The 21,143-nt window shown below is 74.3% G+C and carries 20 protein-coding genes; 7 read left to right on the forward strand and 13 right to left on the reverse strand.

The window, feature by feature from the left end; translation table 11 throughout:
• Positions 1 to 65: 65 nt before the first annotated feature.
• Positions 66 to 1,199 (reverse strand): methyltransferase, encoded by a 1,134-nt coding sequence (locus R2E43_RS33260; RefSeq protein WP_319122066.1) that lies wholly within the window; start codon positions 1,197 to 1,199, stop codon positions 66 to 68.
• Positions 1,200 to 1,364: 165 nt separating this feature from the next.
• Here R2E43_RS33260 and R2E43_RS33265 point away from each other — a divergent pair, with 165 nt between their 5' ends.
• Both R2E43_RS33265 and R2E43_RS33270 read left to right on the forward strand, forming a co-directional pair.
• The gene (locus R2E43_RS33265) at positions 1,365 to 2,015 is read left to right on the forward strand and encodes an alpha-ketoglutarate-dependent dioxygenase AlkB family protein (protein ID WP_136208225.1); all 651 of its coding nucleotides are present in this window, start codon (positions 1,365 to 1,367) and stop codon (positions 2,013 to 2,015) included.
• Positions 2,016 to 2,052: 37 nt separating this feature from the next.
• Entirely contained in the window at positions 2,053 to 3,291 is a 1,239-nt protein-coding gene (locus R2E43_RS33270; protein ID WP_003977790.1) for an ROK family protein, read from the forward strand.
• A gap of 21 nt (positions 3,292 to 3,312) precedes the next feature.
• Here the strand turns inward: R2E43_RS33270 and R2E43_RS33275 are convergent, their stop codons facing one another.
• The 5 genes from R2E43_RS33275 to R2E43_RS33295 all read right to left on the reverse strand — a co-directional run bounded on the left by R2E43_RS33275 (position 3,313) and on the right by R2E43_RS33295 (position 6,282).
• Complete coding sequence (locus tag R2E43_RS33275; RefSeq protein ID WP_030864690.1) at positions 3,313 to 3,711, reverse strand: VOC family protein; 399 nt, start codon at positions 3,709 to 3,711, stop codon at positions 3,313 to 3,315.
• Positions 3,705 to 4,106 (reverse strand): tautomerase family protein, encoded by a 402-nt coding sequence (locus tag R2E43_RS33280; protein WP_030864687.1) that lies wholly within the window; start codon positions 4,104 to 4,106, stop codon positions 3,705 to 3,707. The genes R2E43_RS33275 and R2E43_RS33280 overlap by 7 nt, the downstream gene beginning before the upstream one ends.
• A gap of 109 nt (positions 4,107 to 4,215) precedes the next feature.
• Positions 4,216 to 5,124 carry a phosphotriesterase family protein gene (locus R2E43_RS33285; protein ID WP_332056829.1) on the reverse strand — a complete coding sequence of 303 codons (909 nt, stop codon included), beginning with the start codon at positions 5,122 to 5,124 and terminating at the stop codon, positions 4,216 to 4,218.
• A complete protein-coding gene (locus tag R2E43_RS33290) occupies positions 5,121 to 5,708 on the reverse strand; it encodes a DUF4865 family protein (RefSeq protein WP_319122023.1) in 588 nt (195 codons plus the stop codon). The genes R2E43_RS33285 and R2E43_RS33290 overlap by 4 nt, the downstream gene beginning before the upstream one ends.
• A gap of 10 nt (positions 5,709 to 5,718) precedes the next feature.
• Positions 5,719 to 6,282: a TetR/AcrR family transcriptional regulator gene (locus R2E43_RS33295; RefSeq protein WP_030864677.1), complete on the reverse strand. Its 564-nt coding sequence runs from the start codon at positions 6,280 to 6,282 to the stop codon at positions 5,719 to 5,721.
• A gap of 192 nt (positions 6,283 to 6,474) precedes the next feature.
• Between R2E43_RS33295 and R2E43_RS33300 the strand changes: the two genes are divergently transcribed.
• From R2E43_RS33300 to R2E43_RS33310, 3 genes are read left to right on the forward strand one after another with little or no spacing between them, the layout of a single operon-like run.
• Positions 6,475 to 6,759, forward strand: a complete 285-nt coding sequence (locus R2E43_RS33300) for an SHOCT domain-containing protein (protein WP_030864673.1) — start codon at positions 6,475 to 6,477, stop codon at positions 6,757 to 6,759.
• A complete protein-coding gene (locus R2E43_RS33305; RefSeq protein WP_011027531.1) occupies positions 6,756 to 7,505 on the forward strand; it encodes an ABC transporter ATP-binding protein in 750 nt (249 codons plus the stop codon). Before R2E43_RS33300 ends, R2E43_RS33305 begins: the two co-directional genes overlap by 4 nt.
• On the forward strand, positions 7,502 to 10,069 hold the full coding sequence (locus tag R2E43_RS33310; protein ID WP_332056830.1) for an ABC transporter permease: 2,568 nt from the start codon (positions 7,502 to 7,504) through the stop codon (positions 10,067 to 10,069). The genes R2E43_RS33305 and R2E43_RS33310 overlap by 4 nt, the downstream gene beginning before the upstream one ends.
• Before the next feature lie 225 nt (positions 10,070 to 10,294).
• Here R2E43_RS33310 and R2E43_RS33315 read toward each other — a convergent pair whose 3' ends face one another.
• Positions 10,295 to 10,843, reverse strand: coding sequence for an ATP-binding protein (locus R2E43_RS33315; RefSeq protein WP_173668703.1), 549 nt, complete (start codon positions 10,841 to 10,843; stop codon positions 10,295 to 10,297).
• A 185-nt stretch (positions 10,844 to 11,028) separates the two neighbouring features.
• Positions 11,029 to 11,352 (reverse strand): hypothetical protein, encoded by a 324-nt coding sequence (locus R2E43_RS33320; protein ID WP_193484599.1) that lies wholly within the window; start codon positions 11,350 to 11,352, stop codon positions 11,029 to 11,031.
• Positions 11,353 to 11,629: 277 nt separating this feature from the next.
• Here R2E43_RS33320 and cds1 point away from each other — a divergent pair, with 277 nt between their 5' ends.
• The gene (gene cds1 / locus R2E43_RS33325) at positions 11,630 to 12,754 is read left to right on the forward strand and encodes an L-cysteine desulfhydrase Cds1 (RefSeq protein ID WP_003977801.1); all 1,125 of its coding nucleotides are present in this window, start codon (positions 11,630 to 11,632) and stop codon (positions 12,752 to 12,754) included.
• A 34-nt stretch (positions 12,755 to 12,788) separates the two neighbouring features.
• Here the strand turns inward: cds1 and R2E43_RS33330 are convergent, their stop codons facing one another.
• Together R2E43_RS33330 and R2E43_RS33335 are read right to left on the reverse strand one after the other, a co-directional pair.
• Positions 12,789 to 13,262, reverse strand: a complete 474-nt coding sequence (locus tag R2E43_RS33330) for an SRPBCC family protein (protein ID WP_003977802.1) — start codon at positions 13,260 to 13,262, stop codon at positions 12,789 to 12,791.
• Between the two features lie 131 nt (positions 13,263 to 13,393).
• Positions 13,394 to 14,218, reverse strand: a complete 825-nt coding sequence (locus R2E43_RS33335) for a DeoR/GlpR family DNA-binding transcription regulator (protein WP_003977803.1) — start codon at positions 14,216 to 14,218, stop codon at positions 13,394 to 13,396.
• Positions 14,219 to 14,475: 257 nt separating this feature from the next.
• Here R2E43_RS33335 and R2E43_RS33340 point away from each other — a divergent pair, with 257 nt between their 5' ends.
• A complete protein-coding gene (locus R2E43_RS33340) occupies positions 14,476 to 16,833 on the forward strand; it encodes a hypothetical protein (protein WP_332056831.1) in 2,358 nt (785 codons plus the stop codon).
• Between the two features lie 50 nt (positions 16,834 to 16,883).
• On the opposite strand, the gene R2E43_RS33345 is transcribed toward R2E43_RS33340, so the two are convergent.
• The 3 genes from R2E43_RS33345 to R2E43_RS33355 form a co-directional block, all read right to left on the reverse strand.
• The gene (locus R2E43_RS33345) at positions 16,884 to 19,322 is read right to left on the reverse strand and encodes a right-handed parallel beta-helix repeat-containing protein (RefSeq protein ID WP_332056832.1); all 2,439 of its coding nucleotides are present in this window, start codon (positions 19,320 to 19,322) and stop codon (positions 16,884 to 16,886) included.
• A gap of 108 nt (positions 19,323 to 19,430) precedes the next feature.
• Positions 19,431 to 20,039: an Rv1733c family protein gene (locus R2E43_RS33350; protein WP_003977806.1), complete on the reverse strand. Its 609-nt coding sequence runs from the start codon at positions 20,037 to 20,039 to the stop codon at positions 19,431 to 19,433.
• 242 nt (positions 20,040 to 20,281) lie between these two features.
• Positions 20,282 to 21,109, reverse strand: a complete 828-nt coding sequence (locus R2E43_RS33355; RefSeq protein ID WP_093455566.1) for an MOSC domain-containing protein — start codon at positions 21,107 to 21,109, stop codon at positions 20,282 to 20,284.
• Between the last annotated feature and the right edge of the window lie 34 nt (positions 21,110 to 21,143).

A 21,143-nucleotide genomic window follows, 5' to 3' on the forward strand; every position in this document is an offset into this window, starting at 1 on the left:
ACCGTGCCCCTCGCCACCACCGGCGATCTCGTCGGCCGCGCAGGGGCCGAGCGCTCCGCCGTCGGCTACTCCTTGACCGCCTTCAGCACCACGAACTTCCGGTCGCCCGCCACCAGCTCGCTGTTGCCGAACAGGCGCCGCAGCCTGACGTGGTAGCCCAGGTGTCGGTTGCCGACCACCCACAGTTCGCCGCCGGGGCGCAGCACCCGCCGCGCCCCGGTGAACATCCGCCACGCCGTGGCGTCGGTCGTCGCCTGGTGGGAGTGGAACGGCGGGTTGTTCAGCACCAGGTCGACACTGCCGTCCGGCACCCCGGCCAGCCCGTCGCCGACCCGGAACTCCGCCTGGCCCGCGACCTCGTTCGCCCGGTACGTCGCCCGGGCCGAGGCCACGGCCTGGAACGACTCGTCGGTGAACAGCAGCTCCGCGTCCGGATCGGCCAGCGACACCGCCGTACCGACCACACCGTTGCCGCAGCCCAGGTCCACCACCCGCCGGAAGCGCCCGGGGGCCGGCAGGTGCCGGAGGAAGAAGCGGGTGCCGATGTCGAGCCGGTCGGCGCAGAAGACACCGGCGTGGTTGACGACGGGGCGGCCGGAGAGCCGCCCGACGTCGTCGGGCAGTCGGTAGCCGAGCGGCCAGGGGTTGGCCGGCCGCTTCAGCGAGGGATCGGGCTCCGCGAAGATCAGCCGGGCCTTCTTCACGGCCAGGGACGTCCGGGTTGGGCCGACGATCCGCTCGAACAGCCGGAGCGTGGAGGTGTGGATCTCCTTCACCATCCCGGTGCCGACCACGACCGTGCCCTCGTGCAGCGCGGGCGCCAGCCGCAGCAGCTGGTCCTCCAGCAGGGCGAGGCTCTTCGGCACCCGCACCAGCAGCACGTCGACGCGGTCCGGCGGCGGGTCCTGCGTGGTGAGCAGGCGCACCGAGCCCGCCTCGACACCGCTCCGCTCCAGATTGACCCGCGTCGCCTCCCGCGCGAGGTGGGAGTCGGTGATCTGCACCGGACGGTGCGCCGCCAGCGCCGTCACCAGCGCTCCCCACCGGTCGCCGACGACCACGACCGTGCCGGACAGGGGGACCTCCTGCTCCGCGAGGTGTCCCAGCAGGTACTCGTCGGAGGCGTCCCAGGCACGGAGCCGGTCGCGCGGGTCCTCGGGGAAGCGCGACAGCACACGCTCGCCCCACGGAGTCGTCATGCGGTCGTCGCGGTCGTCGCGGTGGTTCGTGCCGCGGTGGTTCGTGCCGGGGTCGTCCGTGCTGCGGTCGTTCCTGCTGCGGTCGTTCATCGTGCGTCCAGGCTAGCCGAGCCGCAGCTCAGCGCCGGTCGCCCCCGGTGCGGGGCGCGGAGGCAGGATGGGGACATGGACGCCGAGCTGTTCCCCAGGACCCGCGCCGAGACCGCGCCCGGCGCCGTCCACCTGCCGGACTGGCTGTCCCCGGGACAGCAGCGCGAGCTGCTGGACGCCTGCCGCGAGTGGGCCCGCCCGCCGGCCGGACTGCGCACGGTACGCACCCCCGGCGGCGGCACCATGACCGCCCGGCAGGTCTGCCTCGGCCGGCACTGGTACCCGTACGGCTACGCCGCCACCGCCGTGGACGGCGACGGAGCCCCGGTCAAGCCCTTCCCGGCCCGGCTCGACGACCTCGCCCGCCGCGCGGTGACCGACGCGCTCGGTGCCGGGGCGGTGGCACCGGCGCCGTACGACATCGCGCTGATCAACTTCTACGACGCCGACGCCCGCATGGGCATGCACCGCGACGCCGACGAGCGGACCGACGCCCCCGTGGTCTCCCTGAGCCTCGGCGACACCTGCGTCTTCCGGTTCGGCAACCCCGAGACCCGCACCCGGCCCTACACCGACACCGAACTGCGCAGCGGCGACCTGTTCGTCTTCGGCGGCCCCTCGCGGCTCGCGTACCACGGGGTGCCGAGGGTGCACCCGGGCACCGCGCCGCCCGAGTTGGGACTCCGGGGGCGGCTGAACATCACGCTCCGGGTCAGTGGCTTCTAGGCACCCCGTGCGGACGGATCATGGGAGACTCCCCCTCATGAGCGGCAAGGCGGACCCCCGGGCGGCGGGGGAAGGGACCACCTCGAGGACGCGGCTGGACCGGGGGCGCGGTGCGCTCGGACCCGCGTTGGAGCTCGTGCACACCGGGCGCGCCCCCACCCGGGCCGTCCTCACCGCGGAACTGGGCGTGACCCGGGCCACGGCGGGCGCGGTCGCCGCCGAACTGGAGGCGCTCGGCCTGATCCGGGTGGACGCCAGACCCGGCGCGGCGGGCGGCTCCCAGGGCCGCCCCTCGCACCGTCTCTCGGTCGCCGAGGACGGACCCGTCGCCCTCGCCGCCCAGATCCACGCCGACGGTTTCCGCGCGGCCCTGGTCGGCCTCGGGGGCCGGATCGTCGCGACCGCGCCCGGCTGCGAGGTCGTCGACGCCGACCCGGCGAAGGTGCTGGGCTCCGTCGTCGAGGCGGGCGCGGAGCTGCTGCGGGAGACCGGGCGGCGCTGCGTCGGCGCGGGGCTCGCCGTGCCGTCCGCCGTCGCGGAACCGGAGGGCCTGGCCCTGAACCCGCTGCACCTGGCCTGGCCGGCCGGCGCACCCGTGCGCGAGATCTTCGCGCGGCAGGTGCGGGCCGCGGGAATCCAGGGCCCCGCCTTCACCGGCAACGACGTCAACCTCGCCGCCCTCGCGGAGCACCGCCACGGTGCCGGACGCGGCGCCCGCGACCTGCTGTGCGTGGCCACCGGCCACCGCGGGGTCGGCGGCGCCCTGGTCCTGGACGGCCGCCTGCACACCGGCAGCTCCGGACTCGCCCTGGAGGTCGGCCACCTCGCCGTCAACCCGGAGGGCCGCCCCTGCCACTGCGGCAGCCGCGGCTGCCTGGACGTGGAGACCGACCCGCTGGCCTTCCTCACGGCGGCCGGACGGGAGCCGGGACCCGAGGTGTCCCTGCTCCAGCAGTCCTACGACCTGATCCGCGAGCACTACGCCGACCCGGCCGTCCGCACCGCCACCGAGACCCTCATCGACCGCCTCGGCCTGGGACTGGCGGGCCTGGTGAACATCCTCAACCCGGACCGCATCATCCTCGGCGGACTCCACCGCGCCCTCCTCGACGCCGACCCCGAGCGGCTGCGCGCGGTCGTCGCCGGGCGCAGCCTGTGGGGCCAGAGCGGCGGGGTGCCGATCCTGCCCTGCGGCCTCGACCACAACAGCCTGGTCGGCGCGGCCGAGTTGGCCTGGCAGCCGGTCCTGGACGACCCGCTCGGCGTGCCGGCGTAGGCGACCGGACGTGCCCGCCGCTCAGGGCGCGGGCCGGTCCCCGCCGCTCGGGGCGTGGCTGAGGTCGACGACGCAGAAGATGTTGTCGTCCGGGTCGGCCAGGACGACGAAGTCGGGGTCGGGCGGGTACAGGTCCCACTCGACGGCCCGCGCGCCGAGGCCGATCAGCCGCCGCACCTCCGCCCGCTGCTCCTCGGCCGAGTCCGTGAACAGGTCGAGGTGGAGCCGGGGCCGGGGTTCGGGCGGCGAGTCACTGCGCAGAAGCCCGAGGGCCCGCCCGGAGCCGTCCGCGTACTCCAGCGTGCGCCAGGTCTCGCTCTGCCACTCCGCCGCGGCCACCAGCGGCAGCGCGGCCGTCCAGAACGCCACCGCGCGGGGGAGATCCGCGACACCGACGACGGGGATTCCGAGTCTCAGCATGATCCCGACCCTACGTACTGAGCCAGCCCGTTGCCCAGCGACCAGTCCGCGGAGGTGTTCTCGGTCAGGGTGACGAAGACGTTGCGGGGGTCCGTCCCCGCGTACTCCTCGGCGAGTTGGGCGATCCGGCCGTACAGCGCCGCCTTCTGCCGGGTGGTCCGGCCCGCCCGCAGCGTGATCGCCACGAACACGATGCCCGCGTCGCGGCGCACGCCCGGATAGTCGCCGTAGCGCAGGGTGCCGCGGGCGGCGTCGTGCGCGGTCAGGACCTGGAAGCGGTCGTCGGGCGGGATGCCGAGGGCTTCCACCAGGGCGTCGTGCACGGCCCGCCCGAGCGCGTCGAGCCGGTCGTCGTCGGTGCCGCCGCCGTGGGCGTCGATGCGGACGAAGGGCATGAAGGAGTCTCCTGTCGGACTGGACCGGACCGGACTGGACCGGACTGGACCGGACTGGACCGGACTGGACCGGACTGGACCGGGACGGGGGCTGCGGAACGAGGGGGTGTCAGTGCCAGTCGACGGCGAACGCCCGCGCCGGGTTCTCGGTGAGGATGCGCCGCACCAACTCGTCGCCCACGGCGAGCGCGAGCCGGGGAGCCACACGGCGCAGCAGGTAAGGCATCCCCGGGCCCCCGTCGACCGACCGGGCGGACGCCGTGGTCGTGTCGCCGCCGAGCAGCAGCCGGTCGCCGAAGCCCGCCTCGGCGAGGTCCCGCACGGCGTCCGGCATCCGCCAGTCGGTGGCGTGGTTCCCCCGCGACGGCCCGTCGAAGGCCAGCCAGCACCCCGACCCGGCGGCCTGCCGGTGCGTCACGGGGTCGGGGGAGCGGTTGAGGTGACCGAGGATCACCCGGTCCGGCGGGACGCCCGCCCCGCCGCACAGCAGCTCCAGTACGTCCAGAGCGCCGGTGCCCAGCTCCAGGTGCACGGCGATCGGCGCACCCGTCGCGTGGTGCGCCTCGGCCGCCGCCGACATGGTCCACCGCGCGTGCGCGTCGAGCGCGTGGAAGCCGCCCGCCACCTTGATCAGCCCGGCGCGGACGCCCGACGTGCCGATGCCCCGGGTCAGTTCGGCCACGAACACGTCGGCGGCCGGGCCCCGCAGCGCGGCGAGCGTGTCCTGGTCGTAGTGGACGTCCTGGTGCAGTCCCGTGGCGGCCACCACGTGGACGCCGGTCTCCCGGGACAGGGCCGGCAGATCGGCGGCCCGCCGGCCCAGTCCGTACGGCCTCCACTGCACCACCGTGCCGCCGCCCTGTTCCCGGAAGGCGGCCAGCTCCGCCCGTGCCGCCGCGGCGTCGCGCAGTTCCTCGCCGGGCAGCCGGGGGCTGGCGAAGAACAGGTGGTCGTGGGCGTCGCACACCCCCAACTCCCCGCCGGGCACGTCCCCGAGGACCGTGCGGACGGCGCTCACCACTGGCGTCCCCTCGGCAGCAGGGCCCGCCCCGGCGCGGACAGGTGCAGGACCTGGAAGACCTCGCCCTCCACCCCGTCGGGCGCCTCGCCCGCGTGCAGCGAGAAGTGCGCCAGCTCCCAGCGCCCGGTGTCGACGACCGCCGCCGCGAGCAGCGCCCCACCCATGGCCGCCAGCCGCCCGGTCCGCCGCACCGCGTCCGCCGCCACCTCCGACAGCGGCACCCCCTCCGGCACCCGGTGCCGCCGCAGGACCGCGTGCCGCGCGGGGCTGCCGGCGGCGCCGCCTTCCTCGTACGCCAGGCCCGTCCACTGCCGGACCGCGGGCCGGCCGAAGTCGTCGGTGGGCCGCTGGAAGGCGCCCTCCCAGAGGAAGGAGTTCATGCCCTCCACGGTGTGCCACAGGTAGAACGGCGCGTACTGGTTGACCGGCGAACCGTCCTTGCCCCGCTCGCGGACCAGATACGCCTTGAGCCCGAGACCGGGCCAGTCGTCCAGCAGGTGGCCGGTGCGGGCCACCCGCTCCCTGATGACGTCCATCGGATAGTCGCCGGGCAGGGTGAAGGCGTACTGCATGGCATGCATCGGATGCCCCTCAGTTCTTGTGGGTCGCGAGCAGCGAGAGCAGGCCCCGGACGCCCGCGTCGAAGGCGGCGGGGGAGCCGGACGCACGGGCCAGGACGTAGCCTCCCTGCACGGTCGCGACGACCGCCGCCGCGATCTCCTCGCCGTCCAGTGAGGGAGCGAACTCGCCCTGCTCCCGGCCCTCTTCCACCAACTGGGCGATCTGTTCGCGCAGCCAGTCGAGGGTCTCGTCCACCGGGGCGCGCAGGGTGTCGTCGGCGATCACGTCCGGGTCCATCGTCAGCCGCCCGACCGGACACCCGCGCAGCACGTCGCGCTCGCGCCGCAGATACGCCTCGATGCGCTCGTACGGCGTCCCCGGACCGGCGAGCACGGCCCCGGCGGCGGCCCGCATCTCCTCGGCGGTGCGCCGGATCGCGGCGAGCGCAAGGTCGGGCTTGCCCTTGAAGTGGTGGTACATGCTGCCCTGCCCGGCATCGGCCCGCTCCAGGATCGCCTTGGGGCTCGTGCCCACGTACCCGCGCTCCCACAGCAGCTCGCGGGTGGACTCGATCAGCCGTTCCGAGGTGTTCATGCAAGTACTGTACATACTAGTAGTTACAGGAGTCGAGCGCGCGAAGAGGAGCGGCGGGAAGCAGACCCGGGCCGGCGCGGTACTCCCCACGTCGTACGCCCACTGCCGCTGGCCGTACGACGACCGGGACCCCCTCCCGGGGCGAGGCTCGGAAGCGACACGAGGGACATCGCGACCGAGGAGTTGGACGACATGGAGACCCTGGCACAGTTCGGCGACGGCGGGCCCGGCCCGTGGATCCTGCTCTTCCCGGTGATCTGGGCACTGGTCATCGGCGGCGGCATCACCCTGCTGCGCCGCACGGTGTGGCGCGGGCGCCGCGGACCCGGGCGGCCCGGCGCCGTCGAGGACAACTCGCCCACCACCGTGCTCGGCCACCGCTTCGCCTCCGGTGAGATCGACGAGGACGAGTACTGGCGCCGGCTGTCCGTGCTGGACGAGCAGTTCGGCCGGACGGGCAAGGGCGGTGCGGCATGACCACGACGACCGTCACCCGGGCCGCCGCCCGGGTCGTGGACGCCGTGAAGGTGTACGGCGGTGGCGACACCGCCGTACGCGCCCTCGACGGCGTCAGCGTCGACTTCCCGGCCGGCCGCTTCACCGCCATCATGGGGCCCTCCGGCTCCGGCAAGTCCACCCTGATGCACTGCGCCGCCGGACTCGACACGCTCACCTCGGGCACCGCCCGCATCGGCGACACCGACCTGAGCACCCTCGACGACCGCCGGCTGACCCTGTTGCGCCGCGACCGCGTCGGCTTCGTGTTCCAGGCGTTCAACCTGGTGCCGACGCTGACCGTCGCCGAGAACATCACCCTCCCCCTCGACCTCGCCGGGCGCCGGGGCGACACCGAGTGGGTCGACGCGCTGATCGACGTCGTCGGACTGCGCGACCGCCTCCACCACCGGCCGGCCGAACTCTCCGGCGGGCAGCAGCAGCGCGTCGCCGTGGCCCGCGCCTTCGCCGGACGGCCGGACGTGGTCTTCGCCGACGAGCCCACCGGCAACCTCGACTCCCGCTCCGGCGGCGAGGTACTGGGCCTGCTCGGCCGCACCGTCCGGCAGACCGGCCGCACCGTCGTCATGGTCACCCACGACCCCGTCGCCGCCGCCCACGCGGACGAGGTCGTCTTCCTCGCCGACGGACGCCTCGTCGACCGCATGGACGCGCCGAGTGCCGACAAGGTCCTGGACCGGATGAAAGCCTTCGAGGTGCCGTCGTGAACGCCCCCGTCCCCGTCCGTCTGAGCGTCTCGTCGCTCAGGTCCCACAAGCGCCGCTTCGCCGGGACGTTCCTCGCCGTGGTCCTCGGCGTCGCCTTCCTGACCGGCACCCTGGTCATGGGCGACACGCTCCGCGCGAGCTTCGACACCCTGTTCGGCAACGCCGCCGGCGGCACCGACGCCGTGGTGCGCAGCGCCGACGCCATCACCACACCGGGCGAGAGCCAGGGCGTACGGCAGCCGGTCGGCACCGAGCTGGTGCGGACCCTTGAGCGGGTGGACGGCGTCGCCGCCGTCGCCCCCAGCATCCAGGGCGCGGGCCAGCTCGTCGGCGCCAACGGCGACCCGATCGGCGGCCAGGGTCCACCCACCCTGGCCGGCAACTGGATCACCGACCCCGAGCTGAACCCGTACCGCCTGGCCGAGGGCCGCGCCCCGCAGAAGTCCGGCGAGGTCGTCGTCAACCGCGGCACCGCCGAGAAGGGCGGCCTGGCGATCGGCGACACCACCACCCTGCGCACCCCCGACCCCGTCGAGGTCACCGTGGTCGGCCTCGCGACCTTCGGCGGCGAGGACGGCATGGCCCAGGTGACCTTCACCGGCATGACCCGGGCCGACGCCGAGAAGTACCTCACCGCGCGGCCGGGTGAGGCGGCGAGCATCCAGGTACGGGCCGGGCCGGGCGTAGGCCAGCGGGAACTCGTCGACCGGCTGACACCCGTACTGCCCGACGGTGTCGAGGCCATCACGGGGCAGGAGTCGGCGGCGGAGAACACCGACATGATCTCCAGCCAGTTCCTGACCCTCTTCACGACCTTCCTGCTCGTCTTCTCCGGCATCGCCCTGCTGGTCGCGACCTTCTCGATCCACAACACCTTCGCCATCGTGGTCGCCCAGCGCACCCGCGAGAACGCCCTGCTGCGCGCCCTCGGCGCCGCCCGCAGCCAGGTCACCGCCGCCACCCTCGTCGAGGCGGCCGTCGTGGCCGTGACCGCGTCCGCCGCCGGGCTCGCGGGCGGCATCGGCATCGCGGCCGGACTCCAGGCACTGTTCCCCGCGATCGGCTTCCCCTTCCCCGAGGGCACCCTGGTGATCAGCGCGCTGTCGCTGCTGCTCCCGCTCGCCGTCGGCGTCGTGGTCTGCCTCGGCTCCGCCCTGCTGCCCGCGGCCCGGGCCGGCCGCACCGCACCCCTGGCGGCGCTGCGCGAGACGGCCGTCGACACCTCCGGCGCCTCCCGAGCACGGGCGGTCACCGGCACGGCGCTGCTCGCGCTCGCCCTCGCGGTGACGCTCGTCGGGGTCTTGCTCTCCCCGTCGGTGTGGCTCGCGGGACTGGGCGCCGTCCTCACCCTGGCCGCCTTCGTGGTGCTCGGCCCGGTCGCCTCCGCCACCGCCGTACGCGTCCTCGGAGTTCCGCTGGACCGGCTGCGCGGCGTCACCGGCGGCCTCGCCCGGCGCAACGCCCTGCGCAGCCCCAAGCGCACGGCGGCCACCGCCGGGGCACTGATGATCGGCGTGGCGGTCGTATCGCTGTTCACCGTGTTCGGGGCCTCGCTCAAGGCGACCATGGACCAGACCGTCTCCCGGTCCTTCGCGGGCGACGTCGCCGTCAGCGCGCCGTCCTTCGGCGCGGGCGGCAGCGGCCTCAGCCCGCGGCTGGCGGGCGCAATCCAGGAGCTGCCCGAGGTGGACACCGCCGTCGGCCTCGGCCGGGGCGTCGCTGAAGTGGACGGCCAGGGAAGGGCGTTGACCGTCACCGACCCGGCCGCCCTGAACCGCACCTTCGACCTGGGCGCCGTCCACGGCTCGCTGGACGACCTCGGCACCTACGGCATCGCGATCACCAAGAACGAGGCGGACGAGCGGGGGCTGACCACCGGCGACACCACGCGGCTCACCTTCACCGACGGACACAGCGGGACCTTCACCGTCCGCGCGGTCTACGGACAGTCCGAACTCGCCGGCGACTACGTCATCACCCGCGCGGCCTGGGCCCCGCACCGCACCCAGGACTCCGACACACTGGTCGCCGTCGCCTTCGAGGACGGCGTGGGCGCGGACGCGGGCAAGGCGGCGGTCGAGAAGGTTGCCGACCGGTACGGCAACCCGGAGGTGCAGACCCGTGAGGAGTACGCCGAGTCCTCGGCGGGCGGCATCGACATGATGCTCACCCTCGTCTACGCGCTGCTCGCCCTCGCGGTACTCATCGCCCTGCTCGGCATCTCCAACACCCTCACCCTGGCGGTCCACGAGCGCACCCGTGAACTCGGCCTGCTGCGCGCCGTCGGGCAGACCCGGGCCCAGCTGCGGGCCATGGTCCGCTGGGAGTCCGTCCTGGTCGCCGCCTTCGGCACGGTCGGCGGGCTCGGCCTCGGCGCGTTCCTCGGCTGGGTCCTGGTGGCGGCCTCGGACGGTGCCTCGGACAGCGCCTTCGCCTTCGCCGTGCCGCCCGCGCAGCTCGCGGTGGTGGCGCTGGTCGGCCTCGCGGCCGGTGCCCTGGCGGGTGTGCGCCCGGCCCGGCGGGCGTCCCGCCTGGACGTACTGCGCGCCGTCGCGACGGAGTAGCCCGCGCCGGCCCGGCGGACCACGGATGCACCCGGCCACCGGTGCGGCACCCGCCCCGCCGCGTGCCACCGCTCGTCCCCGCACCGCGCCCTTCCGGCCGGCCGACGCGCCGTCAGGGCCGGTACCGGCGCCGCCGGTTGCCGACCGCCCAGGACGCGAACCAGGGCTCCGGCCGGCGCCGGAACCGGGGCACACGGTCCGCGGCAGCGGACGGTCACCGCCCGGTCAGCCTGCAACGGCCGACCGGGCGGGAGCGGGTTGGGGGCTGCCGAGGCCGACCTCGTGCTCGACCTCGGCGAACGCGGCGGCCGGCACCTCCTCGACCAGGCGGCGCGGCGGGCGGGCCGACACGGGTGGCGCGGTGACCGGCGCGGCGGTCACGGCCGTCGGGAGCGTGAACCAGACGACCTTGCCGGACTCGCCGTCCGGCCGGGCACCCCAGCTCTCGCTCATCGCGGCCACCATGGCGAGTCCGCGCCCACACGTGGCGAGGGGCTCGGCGTCGTCCACGACGGGCAGTCGCGCATCGTGGTCGCGCACCGAGACCGTCAGCCGGTCCAGGAGCAGTTCTATCTCCACGGTGCACGTCTTGTCGGGTCGCGCATGCAGATGGACATTGGTCAGCAACTCCGTCACGCCGAGCACCGCACGGTCGATCAGGAGATCCATATGCCAGTAGCGCAATTGCGCAGATACGATTCTGCGGACCTGGCCGATCCGCGACGGCAGGGCTTGGAGCTCCACCGTGCAGTGTCTGCTTGGGTGAGTGATCACGGCTGCGACTCCCCGACATAGAGGTCCGGAAGAACACGGAGTTCGGATCCAGCGAGCCGCACGTGGCGCACGTCGCCCGCTGTCATGGCCGGCGGGCTGGTTCGCAGCGTTATCGCCGGTAAACCCAGAGTGACGTGAGACCAGCGTGACGCAAGGGGTGAGGCACCGCAAGTTACGGACATCTCTCAGGTGCGGCGTCCGGCTGCCCTGCGCACCGCCTCGATGAAGCGGCGGGCCGCGGGAGGCCCCGGTTCCCCGGGGGCCGGGTCGCGCTCGCCGAGCGTCAGCAGATACCGCTTCCCGTCCAGGTCGGCCAGCGCCCGGTCCTGCGGGGCGAACCACGGGCGGGAGACGCGCACCGCCTGCACCGGCGCGCTGTCTATCTCACTGCCGTAGCTGGTCAGCAACTCCACCCGGCCACCGCTGATCCGGACCGTCCCGGCCCGGGTGAGCGAACGCAGCCGCTTGCCGATCCGCACCCCCGTGGCCCTGAACTCCGGCTCCACCATGGCCGTCGCCCCCTCGTGCGCGTCGGTTCCGCCGCTGGCAGTCTGCCCGCACCACGCTCCGAGCACCAGTACGCGCCGGTCCTTTCCGGAGGCGACCGGAGCACTCGCGTGAATGCGCCCCCCGTCGCGCCCCCGTCGCGTCGACCGCCGTACCCCAGGGGCGCCTTTGAGGCGCTCAAAGGGGCGTTTATGCAGGTGAGAAGCGTGTGCAAGGTGATTATGATCCAGGTGTCGGCCGCGCTGTCCGCCGTCGGCGCGCAGCGTAAGGAGCCCCGAAGTGAGCACTGACCGACAGACCGGCACCGGCACCACCCTCGACGTCGACCGCAGCGACGCCTCCTACCGTGCCTGGCTGAAAGAGGCCGTCCGCAAGGTCCAGGCCGACGCGAACCGCTCGGCCGACACCCACCTGCTCCTGTTCCCGCTCCCCGAGCACTGGGGCATCGACCTGTACCTGAAGGACGAGTCGACCCACCCGACCGGCAGCCTCAAGCACCGGCTCGCCCGCTCCCTGTTCCTCTACGGCCTGTGCAACGGCTGGATCCGGCCGGACCGCCCGGTGATCGAGGCGTCCAGCGGCTCGACGGCCGTCTCCGAGGCCTACTTCGCCAAGCTGGTCGGTGTCCCCTTCATCGCCGTCATGCCCCGGACGACGAGCGCCGAGAAGATCCGGCTGATCGAGTTCCACGGGGGACGGTGCCACTTCGTGGACGACTCCCGGCGGATGTACGAGGAGTCGGCCCGCCTCGCGGCGGAGACCGGCGGCCACTACATGGACCAGTTCACCTACGCCGAACGCGCCACGGACTGGCGCGGCAACAACAACATCGCCGAGTCGATCTTCCGTCAGCTGCGGCTGGAACGGTATCCCGAGCCGTCCTGGATCGTCGCCACGGCCGGCACCGGCGGCACCTCGGCGACCCTCGCCCGCTACGTCCACTACATGCAGTACGACACCCGCGTCTGCGTCGCCGACCCGGACAACTCCTGCTTCTTCGAGGGCTGGACCACCGGCGACCCCGACGTGGCCTGCGACCGCGGCTCCCGCATCGAGGGCATCGGCCGGCCCCGGATGGAACCGAGCTTCGTACCCGGCGCGATCGACCGCATGATGAAGGTGCCGGACGCGGCCAGCGTCGCGGCCGTGCGGTCCCTGGAGCGGGCCATCGGCCGCAGGGCGGGCGGCTCCACCGGCACCGGGCTGTGGAGCGCGTTGAAGATCGTCGCCGAGATGGTGGCCGCGGGGGAGCGGGGCAGCGTCGTGACACTGCTGTGCGATCCGGGGGACCGGTACCTCGACAAGTACTACTCGGACGCCTGGCTCGCCGAACAGGGCCTCGACATCGAGCCGTACACGGCGGCGATCGAGTCCCTGCTGCGCACCGGCAGCCTGCTCGACTGAGCCGGTCGCCGGTCGCCGGTCGCCGGTCGCCGGGCTACGGCCGCCGCAGCCGGCGGTCCAGCGACGTGACCGCGCTCCGGAACGCCCGCCCCAGCCCCGGGCGCGCCCGGTCGAGCACGAAACGGAACGGCGCCGTACCGTCCGCCGCGAACGTCCAGCGCACCCGTGTGCCGGTCCCGGCCGGCGTCAGACGCCACTCCTCGAGCATGGCCCGGGCCCCCGGCACGTTGGTGACGTCGATGCGGTAGGCGTACACGTCGGACCGCTCGGCCGCCAGCACCGTCTCCACGAAGCGCGCACCGCCCCTGAGCCGGATCTCGCGCCCCGCGCCCTCACCGATGGGCCGGGCGAACGTCACCGCGGAGAACCACGCCGTCCAGCCCGGCACGTCCTCGGCCAGGGCGCGGAAGACGGCGTCCGGAGCGGCGGCGACCTCACGCGCGAAGACCAGGCGTACCGGCGCTGTCTCGACGAAGTCGAGACCCACCGGACGCAGACGGCGAGCCATGGACACCACCCCCTGGTGCGAAGCCGCGTGCGGCGGACGATCGGCTGGGTGGCGCCACGATAGACCCGGGCGCGCCGGGTGTCAGCGGGGCAGGGGCCCGACGGAGGCCCCGCGCACGGCCGACGCCGACGTCAGTCGGCCTCGGGCTCCGGCTCGCCCGCCACGACCAGCCCGAGGTGTTCGGCGACCTCCGCGCGGGCATCCGCCGACAGGCCGGAGTCGGTGACGAGCGTGTCCACCTGCTCCAGCGCGGCGAACGAACTCAGGCCCACGACACCCCACTTGGTGTGGTCCGCGACCACCACGACACGCCGTGCCGACTGCACGAGCCGCCGGTTCGTCTCGGCCTCCGCGAGGTTCGGCGTGGACAGGCCGGCCTCGGCCGATATGCCGTGCACGCCCAGGAACAGCGCGTCGAAGTGGAGCGTCGCGATCGCCTGGTCGGCGACCGGGCCCACCAGCGAGTCGGAGGGCGTGCGCACACCGCCGGTGAGCACCACCGTCGCCCCGCCCTGCCGCGCCCCCGAAGTACGCTGCGCCACGTGGAACACGTCGGCCACCCGCACCGAGTTGGTGACCACCGTCAGATCCGGCACGTCCACCAGCCGGTGCGCCAGCGCGTACGTCGTCGTACCGCCCGACAGGGCGATCGCGGCGCCCGGCGCGACCAGCTCCGCCGCGGCCCGCGCGATGTCCTCCTTGGCGGTCGGCTCCAGACCCGACTTGGCCTCGAATCCCGGCTCGTGCGTGCTCGCCTCGGCCACCGGGACCGCGCCGCCGTGCACCTTCTCCAGCACACCCTGCCGGGAGAGCGCGTCCAGGTCGCGGCGGACCGTCATGTCCGACACGCCGAGCTTGCGGGTCAGCTCGTTGACCCGGACCCCGCCCCGGCGGCGCACCTCGTCGAGGATCAGGGCGCGCCGCTGCTCCGCGAGGAGGTTCGGATTCTCACTCACGTACGCCCCGGTCCTTTCGCCGCAAACCCGTCCGACACGCCGCCGCGCTCGCTCGGATGAGGACTTCTCCCCGCACCCGTGCGCGGATGTCCCATCCTCGCACGCCCCGCCACGGCCCGCGCCACCGCCCGTCCCCGGCACCACCGGCCACACGGATCGGGGAGATTCCGTGCCGAAGGGTGTACGACGTCCGCGGACGGGAGATCCTTGTGCCCGCACGGACAGAGCCGACGGCACGTCACGGGGGAGTGCGGACAGTGAAGAAGGCGCAGGAACGGTCCGGGACGGGCGGGCGCGACGCGAGAAGCGGCACCGCCCTGGAACTGCTGGTCCACGGAGTGGGCGGTACGACACCCACCGAGATGCTGGACGACCCGCGGACCGTGCGGATCACCGGCGACCACGTCGCGGCCGTCTTCCGGCGCACCGAGGACGCCGACGCCGAGTCCCGGCCCGAGGACTACCGGGGCCGGCCGGTCCCCGAGGCCTACGTCTGGTGCAACCTGACCTCCGGCAACGGCACCCGAGCCCTGTGGCTGCTGCTCCTGCCCTTCATGGTGGTCAACATCGCCCACTGGATGCGGCCCGCCGCCCACGGCCGGATCCGCACGGTCCGCCTCTACGGACTGCTGCTGCGGCTCGCGGGCCTGACCCTGACGGTGCTGCTCCTCGCCGCCGCCTGCGAGGTCGCCCTCGACCTCGTGGCCTGGCAGTGCGCGGGCACGCGCGCGTGCGCCGAACGGCACTCCTGGCTGGGCTTCCTGTCACCGGCACTGTCGGAGGGCGGCTGGTGGAGCACGCCCGGCCGCAGGCTCGCCCTCGCGGCCGCGGTGCCCGCCGCCCTGACCGGGCTGCTGTGGTACCTCTCGCTGCGCACCTGGCGGGCGTACGAGTCCCAGCAGCCGATGGACCGCGAGGCCGACTCCGAGGACGACCCCCGCCGCGCCGCGCTGAGCCGTCCCGGGTTCTGGTACGGGCGCCGCCTGGTGGCCCGGCTGCGCGCCGCGCACACCGCCGCCGGTCTGCTGACCGTCGCCGTGGGGGTGGCCGCCCCGGCGGCCCGCTTCGACCGCCGGCCGGGCGGGCCCGCGCCGCTCGACACGCTCGGATGGGCGCTGCTGGGGGCGATGGCCGCGGGGGCGGTCGCCGTGGCCGCGGTGGTGTGCCGTCGCGGCCGCAGCGAGCGGCTCATCGACCGGACACTCGACGAGCACCTCGTCCGCCGCCTGCCGCTCGCCGCCCTCCTCCTGCTGGTCCTCGCCCTGCTCTACGGCGGCTGGTCCCGCCCGGACTGGACTTCGGACGGCCGGCTGTCCGGGAACACCGCCTTCGGAGGCATCGCCCTGGTACAGGGCCTGCTGGTCGTCGCCCTGGCCGTGGTCGCCCACCTGCTCCACCGCAGCCGCCCCGACGTCCGCGCCGCGATCCGCGGCCTCGGCGGCCCCGCCGTCGCCATGCTGGCCTGCGCGCTGGGAGGCGTGATGTCGGGCGGCGTCGCCCAGCGCGTCGCCGACTGGATGGACGGCACCGGCACCTCCCTCGACGGCCCGCCCGTCCTGCTGACCTGGCAGGCGTCCGTCATCCCGCCGCTGCTCGTCGTCGTCCTGCTGATGTGCGCCGCGCTCGCCCTGCACACCCTGCGCCTCGCCCGAGCGGAACGGGACGCCGTGGAAGGCGACCACCCGGGGGAGGCCGGGGACCCGGGGCGCACCCGGCGCATCGCCCTCGCCCGCGCCATGGCCACCCTCACCGACCGGGCGCCCCTCCTCGTCGCCATCACCTCCGCCGCCACCCTGCTCCTCGGCGCCGGAGCCCTGGTGGGCGCCCTGACGACCGGCGAGGTGCCCGGCGAGGCCGCGCGCGGCACGTACGCCGTAGTCCAGGGGGCCGCGCAGACCGCGCAGGATCTGGGGTCCTGGCTGATCGGCCTCGGCTTCATACTGTTCGTCACCTGGGGCAGGCGCGCCTACAAGGACGCCTCCGCGCGGCGCACCATCGGCGTCCTGTGGGACGTCGGCACCTTCTGGCCGCGCGCCGCACACCCCTTCGCACCGCCCTGCTACGCCGAGCGCGCGGTGCCCGACCTGACCTGGCGGATGGCGACCTGGACCCGCGCCACCGGCGGCCGGCTGGTCATCTCCGGGCACTCGCAGGGCAGCGTCCTGGCCGCCGCCGCGTCCTGGCAGCTCGAACCGTCCGCCCGCAGGCGCGTCGCCCTGCTCACCTACGGCTCCCCGCTGGAGCGGCTGTACGGCCGCTGGTTCCCGGCCCACTTCGGTCCCGACGCGCTCGCCTCGCTGCACGAGGAGGTCGACTGCTGGCGCAACCTCTACCGGCGCACCGACCCCATCGGCGGACCGGTGCGGCTGCCGGGCGACGCGGGCCCCGCGGTGGACCGCGCACCCCTCAAAGACCCGTTGACGTACGGCCGGACCGAACTCCACCCGCTGCCGGCGCCGATCCTCGGCCACTCCGACTACCAGGCCGACCCGGTCTTCGCCGAGGAACGCGGACGGCTGCTGGCCCGGTTGCGCCCGGGGCTGCCGGCACCGCGCCACACCGGGGGTGCGGCCGCCACCGTCCCGGCGGCCGACGGCACGGCGGGGGACTGCTAGAACGCGGGGGACTGCCAGTACCCGGCCCGGCGCGCCACGCCCCGGCTCCGTTACGGCAGCCCGGGCAGGTCCTCGGGGTACAGCAGCGTCAGGTCGTCCGTGCTGGGGTCGGCCAGCTGGGCGACCCGGCTCGCGTGCCGCTCCACCATCGCCTCGAAGGTCTGGCGGGCGGTGCGGCCGTTGCCGAAGGCGGGACCCTTGGGGATCTCCGTGAAGTACTTCGTCAGCGCCTCGGACGTGCCCTCCGCCAGCCGGTACTCGTGCTCGTCGGCCTGCTGCTCCACGATCCGCAGCAGCTCCCCGGGGCCGTAGTCGCCGAAGGTGATGGTGCGTGAGAAACGGGACGCCACACCGGGGTTGACGGACAGGAAGCGCTCCATCTCCGCCGTGTACCCGGCGACGATCACGACGACGGACTCCCGCTGGTCCTCCATCAGCTTGACCAGCGTGTCGATGGCCTCCTTGCCGAAGTCCCGGCCCGCGTCCTCGGGGGAGAGCGCGTACGCCTCGTCGATGAACAGCACGCCGCCGTGCGCCCGCTGGAACGCCTCCTGGGTGCGGATCGCCGTGGACCCGATGTGCTCGCCCACCAGGTCGACCCGGGACACCTCCACCAGGTGGCCCTTGTCCAGCACGCCGAGCGAGGCGAGGATCTCGCCGTACAGCCGGGCGACCGTCGTCTTGCCGGTGCCGGGGGAGCCGGTGAACACCAGGTGCCGTTTGACCGACGCGGCCTTCAGGCCCGCCCGCTGCCGGCGCCGGCCCACCTCGATCATGTCGGTCAGCGCCCGTACCTCGCGCTTGACGCTGTCCAGGCCCACCAGGGCGTCCAGTTCGCCCAGGACGGCCTTGGAGGTCCGAGCAGGGTCCGGCGCGGCGGCGGACGCGATCAGCGGCTCCTGCTCGGTGGTGCGCTGCCCGGGGATCGAGCCCAGCAGACCCGGGGACTGGGCCGCCGTCTGCACCACCGGCTCGGGCGCGGCGGGCGCCGTCAGGCCGGTGCTCTCGTCGCCGGTGCAGTCCTCGACGAGCGGCCCGGAATCGTACGCCGTGTCGGGGCCGCCGTCCGCGAACTCGTAACCGCCGCGCGCGCACCGCTCCGTGCGGCACTTCCGCAGCGTCGTACGACATCCGTCGATCACGTGGAAGCCGTAGCCGGCGCTGCCGGTCACCCGGCAGTTGAGGAAGCTGCCGCGGCCTCCGGCCGACACGTACACGCCCGCCTCGGACGGCAGGTCGACCGTGCAGCGCTCGATCGTGGGGTCGGCGCCCTTGGTGACGATCACACCGGTGCGATTGCCGTCCAGGGTGCAGTTGTTCAGGGTGCCGCCGCTGCCGTGGTCGCGGAACCAGGCGCCGGTGGCGGCGTCCCGGATGCGGCAGTCGTCGAGCTGCGCGGTGGCGCCGTCGCTCACCGACACGGCGGTGTTGCGCACCTGGGAGAGGTCGCTGTCGACGACGTCCACGCGCGAGCCGCGGTCCAGGACGAACAGCGCGTCCGGCACGTCGTGCACCCGGCAGGAGTCGAGCACCGCGGTGGCGCCGTCGCTGACCCAGACCGCCGGGTAGTCGCCGGTGCTGTCGAAGATCTCGCACTGGTTGGCGTCGACCCGCGTGCCCGGGTCCCACACCGACAGGCCGTTGCGCCCGAACTGCCGCACGCTGGTGCGGGTCAGGGTGAGGACCGAGCGGGACCTGAGGTCGACCGCGTTCTCCGGGATGTCGTGGATGCGGCAGTCGGCGAGGGTGAGCACCGCGTCCGTGTCCAGCGTGACACCGTCGCCGGTGGTGCGGTGCACGTCGCAGTCGGTCAGGTGGGCCGTGGCCCGGGCGGTCACCTGCACGCCGCTGCCCCGCACTTCGTAGACCTCGCAGCCCACGGCCTCGAGCGCGGAGCCCTCGCCCGTCGCGGTCAGTCCTGAACCCGCCGCGTGGTGCACCCGGCAGCGCTCGAGGCGGGGGTGGGCGCCGGAGCGCACCGCGACGCCCGCCTGGCCGGCCGCGACCACCTCGCACTCCTCGAACACGCCGCCCCCGCCGTCCAGGACGGCGATGCCGACACCGGCCGGATTGTCGACGGTGCAGCGCCGCACCGTGGGACGCGCGCCGCCGCGCACCTCTATCCCGGAGGCGGAACGCGCGACGACCCTGAGGCCCAGCAGCTCCGGCGTGCCGTCCTCGACCAGGACCGCGGGCGCCGCCGCGTCCTGGCCCTCGACGTGCAGATCCTGGATCACCGCCGAGGCGCGCACGGTCAGCGGGACGCCGTCGGCCGGCGCGATGCGCACCGAACCCTGGGCGCCCTCGGGCCCGCGCAGGGTCACCGCCCGCTGGACGACGAGGTTCTCCCGGTAGGTCCCGGGGGCGACGGTGAGGACGTCACCGTCGGCCGCGGCCTCCAGGGCGGCGGCGAGCGATGCGTACTCACCCGTGCGGCGCCGCCACCGCGAGGTGCCGGTGTGCGTCACCTGGACCGTGCCCTGTGCCATGGCGTTGCTGTGCCCCCACCTCGTCGTACGCGGGTCGTCGCCGATTCGGTTCGGCCGGTCCACCGTAGCGTGCGCACAGGTGGTGAGTTGACCGGAGGCGGAAGCCCGTCAACTGCCCGCGCCGGTCCTGCCCCAGTCCGGCCCCGCCCGCTCCCACTCCTGCTCCAGGCGCGCGTACCGGCGGCGGACCAGGCGCCAGACCACTGCGCGCCGGGCGGCCTCCACCAGGGCCGCCACCGCCACCGCGGTGCCCGTCCCGGCGAGCACCGCGTGGGTGGTCGCGGTCTCCGCGTCCAGCGGGCGCGCCACCTCACGGCCCCGCGCGTCCGTCCACATCGCGAACCGGTCGCCGCCGTCCGGGCGATCGATGCCCACCAGGACGGGGCTCTCGTGTCGCGAACCGTCCGGCCCGGTCCAGGCGGCGAGGACACGGCTGCGCAGTTCTTCGCCGGAGGAGGCGCCCTCCGGGTCGACGGTCAGGGGCGAACGCTCCAGGGCACGGAGCACGGTGGCCGTCACCCGGTGCCGGGACTCGTGCTGCTCGCGCACCGACCGCTGCAGGGCGTTCTGCGCCGCACCCCCGGCGAGCACCCCGATCAGGGGCGCCACGGACAGGATCAACAGCAGTGCCGTCAGGGCCACCCAGGCCTCGGCCAGGTCGGTCCCGCGGCGCAGCGGATTGCCCCTCCAGCGCCAGAGACCTCCGACCGCTCGCACGCGCACACCCCCTTGCCGCTCCGCTCCGCCTTCCCCGTCGAGCCGCCCCCACTCGGTGGCCCGTCCCGGCCCGGTTCTCATGAACCTCTCACAAAGCCCAACGCGCGGACCCAGGACGGGGTTCCCGTTACCGGGTCGTTTGTCCGAAACCTGAACACCGGGCCCTGAAGGCTGATGGCTGACCCCTGACCCCTGACCCCTGACCCCTGACCCCTGACCCCGTCCGGACGAACGGCCGCACGTCACTGGGCGATTCGCACCGGATCTCCGACCCGGACCGTGCCCGGGCCGAGGGGGACCAGGTTCTGCCCGAAGACCAGCTTGCCGTCGACGCGACGGTGCCGGCCGAGGCTGTGCAGGGGCTCGGCGCCGCGGTCCGCGGTGCCCTGGTCGGTGGTCGTCACGACGCATCGCCCGCACGGCTTGGCGACCCGCAGGACGACCTCGCCGACGACGACGCGGGACCAGCGGTCCTCGGCCCAGGGCTCGGTGCCGGAGACGACCAGGTTCGGCCGGAAGCGGTCCATGGGCAGGGGGCCCTCGTGCGCGTGCTCGCCCCGCGCGATCAGGGAGTTGAGGGCGTCGAGCGAGGCGGTGGTGGTCAGCAGCAGCGGAAAGCCGTCCGCGAAGGAGACGGTCTCACCCGGCAGCGCGTACGCCGGGTCCACGGGCCTGCGGGTGGCGGGATCGTCCAGGTGCACCAGCCGGACGTCGGTTCCGAGCAGCGTGCTGCACCAGGCGTGCGCGGCCGCGTCCTCGGCCGGCAGCGCCTCGACCTTGTCCCGGAAGATCTGCACCGCAACGGTGCCCACCGCGCGGGGGACCGGCACCGTGAGCGGTGCCATGCCGGGCGCGGACAGCCGTACGCCGCCGCCGGGCAGAAGCTCGGCGGCGGCCAGGGCGAGGCGCGGCTGCCGGCGTTGCGTGACGACCTTTCCCCCGTGGTCGACCAGCATCCAGCGTCGGTCTCCGGCCGGCCCCCAGGGCTCCACGACGGCCTCCTGGAGCGACAGGCTCCGGAACGCCTTGACCGGATGGACGTGGATCGACTGCAGTCGCGCGTACCCCATGAGGTCATCGTGCCAGCCGGCACCGACAACCCGG

It is taken from the genome of Streptomyces violaceoruber (assembly GCF_033406955.1).
GTDB classification, from domain to species: Bacteria; Actinomycetota; Actinomycetes; order Streptomycetales; family Streptomycetaceae; genus Streptomyces; species Streptomyces violaceoruber.